General features: G+C 32.6%; 8 protein-coding genes. 4 read left to right on the top strand and 4 right to left on the bottom strand.

Features of this window, described 5'->3' with window-relative positions; translation table 11 throughout:
- The 3 genes from ACKI67_RS04565 to ACKI67_RS04575 all read left to right on the top strand — a co-directional run.
- Positions 1 to 490, top strand: a 490-nt coding sequence (locus ACKI67_RS04565; RefSeq protein ID WP_407462218.1) for an aminotransferase class I/II-fold pyridoxal phosphate-dependent enzyme, incomplete at its 5' end; no start/stop codon positions are given.
- 94 nt (positions 491 to 584) lie between these two features.
- A complete protein-coding gene (locus ACKI67_RS04570) occupies positions 585 to 1,295 on the top strand; it encodes an anaerobic ribonucleoside-triphosphate reductase activating protein (RefSeq protein WP_407462219.1) in 711 nt (236 codons plus the stop codon).
- Positions 1,296 to 1,446: 151 nt separating this feature from the next.
- Positions 1,447 to 2,583, top strand: a complete 1,137-nt coding sequence (locus ACKI67_RS04575) for a tetratricopeptide repeat protein (protein WP_407462220.1) — start codon at positions 1,447 to 1,449, stop codon at positions 2,581 to 2,583.
- 286 nt (positions 2,584 to 2,869) lie between these two features.
- On the opposite strand, the gene ACKI67_RS04580 is transcribed toward ACKI67_RS04575, so the two are convergent.
- From ACKI67_RS04580 to ACKI67_RS04595, 4 genes are all read right to left on the bottom strand, one after another.
- Positions 2,870 to 3,541 carry an adhesin gene (locus ACKI67_RS04580; RefSeq protein WP_407462221.1) on the bottom strand — a complete coding sequence of 224 codons (672 nt, stop codon included), beginning with the start codon at positions 3,539 to 3,541 and terminating at the stop codon, positions 2,870 to 2,872.
- 23 nt (positions 3,542 to 3,564) lie between these two features.
- Positions 3,565 to 4,371 (bottom strand): adhesin, encoded by an 807-nt coding sequence (locus ACKI67_RS04585; protein ID WP_407462222.1) that lies wholly within the window; start codon positions 4,369 to 4,371, stop codon positions 3,565 to 3,567.
- A 72-nt stretch (positions 4,372 to 4,443) separates the two neighbouring features.
- The gene (glmM, locus tag ACKI67_RS04590) at positions 4,444 to 5,805 is read right to left on the bottom strand and encodes a phosphoglucosamine mutase (RefSeq protein ID WP_407462223.1); all 1,362 of its coding nucleotides are present in this window, start codon (positions 5,803 to 5,805) and stop codon (positions 4,444 to 4,446) included.
- A gap of 121 nt (positions 5,806 to 5,926) precedes the next feature.
- Positions 5,927 to 6,325: an OB-fold nucleic acid binding domain-containing protein gene (locus ACKI67_RS04595; protein WP_407462225.1), complete on the bottom strand. Its 399-nt coding sequence runs from the start codon at positions 6,323 to 6,325 to the stop codon at positions 5,927 to 5,929.
- 374 nt (positions 6,326 to 6,699) lie between these two features.
- Here ACKI67_RS04595 and ACKI67_RS04600 point away from each other — a divergent pair.
- Positions 6,700 to 7,098 (top strand): NAD(P)-binding domain-containing protein (locus ACKI67_RS04600; protein ID WP_407462226.1); only part of this gene is annotated, 399 nt, incomplete at its 3' end.

Genomic DNA, 7,098 nt, shown 5'->3' on the forward strand with positions numbered 1-7,098 from the left:
GAACCTTTTGGATGAATATGACAACATTTTCATACTTAGAACAATGTCTAAGGTAATGGGCCTTGCAGGTATGAGAATCGGTTATGGTATTTCAAGCAAGGAAATCATTGAATTCATGCACAGAATCAAACCTGTTTTCTCCCTTACAAAGCTTTCCTATGTAGCAGCTCTCACTACAATTAGAGACACTGAATACATTGAAAAATCCATTAAGGACGGAATAGAAAGCAGAGATTTCCTATATGATGAGATATCAAAAATGAAATCCGTCAAAGTCTATAAATCCTATTCCAACTTCATGCTGATTGACATTCACGATACTGGATTTACAGCAGCGGAACTTACAAGAGAGTTCATGAAAAGAGGAATGATTGTAAGAGACTGCACATCCTTTAAAGGATTGGATGAGTATTACTTCAGAATCAGCATATGTACATTGGAAGAAGATAAGAAATTCCTAGATGTGATGAGAGAAATCCTAAACGAATAATTATCAAAAAATAAAATAAAATAAAATTTTGGAAAAAGAATAAAATAAAATAAAAAGATCTAATAAAAACTAAAATTAATTACGAGATGAAAAAATGGAATATAGTGTAACAGTTACATCATCAATTGAATATCCTAAAAATATGTCATTTGTAATATTTTTAGCAAAATGCCCTCTTAGGTGTCCTTATTGCAGTAACAGCGAAATATTGGAAGAGGGAACTGAAATCAGTTTGGAAGAGATTTATGAAAAGATTGATGATTCTGCACTATTCATGGATGCTGTTGTGGTTTCAGGTGGAGAACCTTTAGTGCAATATGAAGATGTGATTGAAATCTTCAAATACGTCAGGAAAATAGGGCTTAAGACCAAATTGGATACAAGCGGAGTTTACCCTGACAGATTAAGAGAGGTCTTGGATTTAGGATTGGTTGACTATGTAGCTATGGATGTCAAAGCTCCTTTTGACAAATATAAAGATGTCATCAATGCAGATATTGGAGATAAGGTGAAGGAATCCATGGAAATCGTAAATGAATATGATGACATTACCTTAGAATGCAGAACAACCTATTGTCCGAAATTACTTACAGAAGAAGACTTGTTTACAATAGTTGATGAAGTGGATTGTGACCTATACACAATACAGCAATTCAGAAACAGATGCGTTTTGGATGAATCTTTAGCTGAAGCTGAAGAACCTAATCCTCATGACATGGAAGATATTGCAAGAAGAATCAAAGAGACACATCCAGACCAAGACATAAACGTAAAAACTGCAGAATTTGGTCAAAGAAGCATCTAAGATTCATATTCACAACTTATCAATTATTTTCTTGAAAATAAATAGATAAGTTTATAAATTTTTCAATAAAGATAATTATATATTAAGATTAACTTAATTATTTATTTAAAGACTATTTTTTTAATTAGTCTCCAATAAAAAGGGTGATAAAATGCCAATTATGTCCTTTGGAAGTCAGAATATTAATATAATCACAAATAAAAAAGCAATGACTATAAGGAAATTATGGAAAACACCTTTAAAAGTTGGAGATAGGCTTCATTGTTATTGGAATTTAGCTTCCAAAGAAAAAAAGAAAATTTTTGAAGCGGAAGTCATTGATGTAAAGACAGTTCCTTTCAAAGATATAAAAAACAATGATAAATTAGCTCAGGAAGAAGGATACGAAGATTCCGCGGATATGGTTAGGGAATTTAAAAAGATGTATCCAAATAAAATCTCAGATGACGATTTGTTCCAGATAATCTATTTTGAAAAATTGGACATCAATAAATGGAAAGGGGAAAAAATTGATCAAAAAGAGATGATAACCCAAAGAGCAGATATTCTCTTTGATACCGGAAAATATGACAAATCTGTTTTATGCTATAATGCCGCATTGAAGATAGACCCTAACGATGTTTATCTTTTAAACAAAAAAGGAGACAATCTTAGCAGACTTGACCGTTTCGATGAGTCAATTGAATGTTATGATAAGGCTCTTGAAATCGAAGGGGATAATGAATACATTTGGAACAATAAGGCAATAGCTATGCTTAACTCCGGTAATATAGAGGAAGCTCTTGAAGCAAGTGATGGTGCATTGAATGCCAACCCTGACAATCCTGTTGTTCTTTACTGGAGAGGATTCATTTTAGAAATCTTGGCAGAATTCGATAAGGCGTTGGAAGTTTATGACAAACTGATCACCATAGATGACAGCAACCCGGAAGTTTGGAATGCACGTGGAAATGTATTGACAGACATGGAAAGACCTGAAGAAGCGTTAGAGTCATATGATAAAGCGCTAGAGTTATGTTTAGAAGATTCTGAAATAGATGCAACTGCACAAAACAGAAAAGGAAATGCACTTTTGGATCTTGGTAGATTCGAAGAGGCAATTGAATGTTATGACAGAGCTATTGAACTAGAACCAAGAAACACTTCATTCTTACTCAATAAAGGCGTGGTATTGATGGAACTTGATAAATTTGATGAAGCTGAAATATTATTCACTAAAGTGCTTGCCTTAGATCCATCCAATGATGATGCAAGAGTTTTAAAGATGGAATGCTTGGAAAATATGTAACTGATTTTTTTAAAATTTTTATTTACTTTATCCATGCTACTTTTTTCTATTTTTTACTACTTTTATGATAATTAATTAGTTTATGTAGATTATGAGATTGATAATAAATAAAAAATTGGTTTGAATTGATTTAATTGAAATTATGATTGATTAAAAATAGGTTTACTATATATAACTATATTTTAATAATAGCTAGAATTAAAATAATGAAAGGAAAATTTGTTATGAAAAACAAGAAAAAATAATGAAAAAATTAATTAAAAATTATTGATATAGTTAAAGAAAATCAAAACTCCAAATTGTCAATAGCCTTAACTAATTTTTCACTTAAATCATATGTCTTTTCCATAGGTTCATAAGAAAAAGTTTCATAAACAATTGTTGGAATTCCACTTTTTGCAACTGGAACTGTAATATATTCAGGGCTTGTTCTATACTCTGGAGCATAGTAAACCAATTCTTCAATATTGTCAAGCAAAGTATTTAGATATTCAGTGGATTCATCATCAAATCCTGGAGCAAATAAAAAATTGGTTTTCTCATAAGTTCCAGGTCCCTTCAATCCCTTATTGCTATGAATATCTGCAAAGAAATCATATTCATTATCGATTATATGAGGTGCCACAAACTCTTGAGCAAGAAGCTGTCCATCCATACGACCTTCTGTTTTGGCATCAAGCTCTCCAATCACATTAATATTGTAAATATTATAAGAATAATTTAAGATATCCCTTTTATCATATTCAACTATTGTATCAAACAATCCTCTATGAGCCTTGCTTTCCATTGGATGCATTCCAATCAAATAGGCTATTCTTACATTGGAATCTGAATTTCCAAATGGTCCATGAAGATGAACAGTCCCCAAATCATTTTCTCCAATTAATTCTGCATCATATAATGAGGAATCCACTTTCGCTTCATCTGTAGGCTCTTGAGAATAATCTTTCTTATACATTTTCACACATCCCTTAAAAAATCTTAAAATTCTAAATCATCAACGACATCCACAAACTTATTCATCAAGTCATAAGTTGTATTGATCGGTTCATAACAATATGTTTCATAATTGACTGTCGGAGTTCCGGCTTGTTCCACTGGTAAAGTAATGTAAGGAGGGCTGGATTGGGCACTTGGGAAATAATAAACCAATTCTGGCATCTTACTTAATATCTTTTGGACAAAAGCTTCTGACTTTTCATCCTTTCCCACTGCAAAGACAAAATTGGTCTCTTCATAAGTTCCTGAAATCATTCCCTTATTGCTGTGAACATCTACAAAAAGGTCATAATCATTGTTGATGATGTGGGGGGCCACAAATTCCTGAGCAAGAAGCTGCCCATCCATTCTGCCTTCATCATCAGTGTCATAATTTGTTACATTAATCTTGTAGATATAATAACAATAATCCAAAGAACTGTTCTTTGCTACAACAGTATCAAACAATGCCTTATGTGCCTTGCTTTCCAATGGATGCATACCAATTGAATATGCTATCTTAATTTCTGAATTCGGGTTTCCAAAAGGTCCCAACAACTCTACAGCACCTAAGTCATTAGTGCCGAGAAGCTTGGAATTTACATTAGAAGAATCTATTTTAGCTTCAGCTGTAGGCCCATCAGGATATGATTGGTCAATGCTGATTGCATTATCCGCATTAGCAATAACAGCATCATCTGAATTGTTTGAATTATTCAGAGATACTGCATAGCCAAAGAAAACAATAGCTATCGCTAAGATAATCACTAAAATAAGTATCAATTTTGATTTATTATTGTCTGGAATCATATTCTCAAAAATAGTAAAATTTAGAGAATAATTAAAATTAATCTCTAATCAATAGTTTAAATAAATTTTTAATTAATTTTTGTATTTTTCCACTAAACTGATTCCCCAACTAGCCATTTCATCAGCTTTTTCCTGGGAATCAGATTCAGCAAAACATCTGAAGATTGGTTCAGTACCTGAAGGTCTGATAATTACCCAACCATCATCTTTTAGGATTTTTACACCATCAGTTGTATCAAGTTCAAAATCAGTGGTTTCCTTGATTTCATCTGCAATCTTGCTCATTACTTCTTGCTTTAAATCATCTGGACATTCCACTTTCAATTTTTCCTGATAATAGACTGGAAGCTCTGCTACAAGTTCAGACAATGGCTTATCCTCTTTAACAAGAATTTCAAGAATCTTTGCTACAGTCATAGCTGCATCTCTTCCATAGATAAAGTCAGGGAAGATCAAACCACCATTTTCTTCTCCACCAAACAATCCATCAGTATCCTTTAATTTTCTTGCAACAAGCAAATCTCCAACAGCAGTAGCTATAACTTCACCGCCAAACTCTTCTGCTATATCATAAATAGCTTGAGAAGTAGCTACAGTAGTGACAATGATGCCTCCGCCATTTTCCTTTAGCATGTGCTTTTCAACAAGTGCAAAGGTCTTGTCTCCTAAAATGAAGTTTCCTTTCTCATCAATGCAAATGGTCCTGTCTGCATCACCGTCATGAGCGAGCCCAATATCTGCACCTAAATTTTTAACGGTTGCAATCAAGTCTTGGAGATTTGGTTCAATAGGTTCTGGATCCCTTCCTGGGAAAAATCCATCTGCTTGACAATTGATGGTTGTCACTTCACATCCCAATTCCTTAAGAATATATGGGGCGGTAAAGCTACCTGCTCCTGAACCGCAATCAACTACAACCTTAAGTTTTCTATTTCTGATTGCCTCTGTGTCAACTCTCTTTAAGGTTTCAGCAATATACTCCTTAATTATAGTGTCGTTGGTGAAGCGTTCCCCAATCTTATCCCAAGAAGCCCTAATAGGCTCACTGTCGAAGTATAATTTTTCCACTTCAATTTCCATATCGTCCGGAGTTCCTATACCAAACTCATCTACAAATTTCAAACCGTTATACTTTGGAGGGTTGTGGGAAGCGGTTACAATAATTCCACCATCGTAGTAATTTCTTACAGCATATTGAATAGCTGGTGTTGGAAGAATTCCCAAATCCACAACATCGCATCCTGAAGAAAGCAAACCTGCGGTGATTGCATATTTAAGCATCGGAGTGCTTGTCCTTGTATCTCCTCCAATAGCTACAGTTCCTTGAACAATTGATCCATAACTTGCTGCCAGGCGTGAAGCAAATTCTGGAGTTAAAACATCATTTGCAGTTCTCCTTACACCAAATGTACCGAATAATCTTTTTTCCACCATTTTATGACCTTTATAAAATAAATAATTAAATCGATTAAATTACATGATAAAGTAATTTGAATTAGTTTAAATCTAAATATATTTTTGTTGATGAAGTTTAAATATTTTATTAAAAATTAACTTAGGAAACCAGTTTAATGGAATTTGAATTAGATAAAATCAACTCCATTGATGACTTATATTCGGTTATGCTTCCGATAACCTTCACCTTATGATCCCTAAAACTATTTAAATCATTCCCTGCCTCATTGAGTTCAACTAAAGTCGATTCAAAAACAATCAGATTTATCTTTCCTGAACCATCATTCAACTCTATGAAACATGAACTGCCACTGGAAGATTCCTTTATTGACTCAACCACTCCTGTGACAGCTACTGTCTCACCTATATTATTTCTTGTGATGTCCTTTATTTGGATTTCCTTAGGTTCAATATAAGATGCAAAAGCAAGCATCCCAATAATTCCCACAAGAGACGTGATCAATGCAACCTTAAATATTTTCTCATCTGTTATTTCCATTTTACCACCAAAAATAAAACTAAAACTTGAAATATTAAAAATTTAAATAAATAATATAATTTATTCAGGAATTAACTTATAAATTTTGCTTAAAAATGATTATAATCTTATAAAAACATTTTAATTTAATAAATAAAGATAAATATTTATTTAAATTGAAAAATAATGAGAAAGAAGAAAAATTTACTTGAACTGAAAAATAATAAGAAAAAAGAAAAATTCACTTGAACTGAAACTTTTAAAAAACATAAGATTTAATAAATTAATTCAATAAATAATATCATAATATGAAAAGAAATTAGTTTAAAAATAGATTCTAAGAGATTTAGTTAATAAATGATGAAAACTACTCAATAATTAATTTCGTGATTTTTATGTTTCAGGATTTAATAAATAGAAATAAATCAATAGGAATTATAGGTTTAGGATATGTAGGCCTGCCCCTAGCAGTCTTATTTTCCAAAAAATTCGATGTGATCGGATTTGATATTGATGATGAAAAAATCCAAGAGTACAGGCAAGGCAAAGACCTGTCCGGAGAAGTTGGATACGAAAACCTAAAAAAATCAAACATTCATTTTACATCAGACCCTGAAGAACTTAAAAAGGCTTCCTTTTTTGTAATAGCAGTGCCTACTCCAATCACTCCTAAAAAACTTCCTGACTTTAAATTCATTGATTCTGCAAGCGAAGTTGCAGGAAAATGCATTTCAAAGGGAGACATAATCGTTTACGAATCCACCGTCTACCCAGGAGTTACAGAAGAAAGATGC

This window comes from Methanobrevibacter sp., assembly GCF_045577275.1.
Taxonomy (GTDB): domain Archaea; phylum Methanobacteriota; class Methanobacteria; order Methanobacteriales; family Methanobacteriaceae; genus Methanobrevibacter.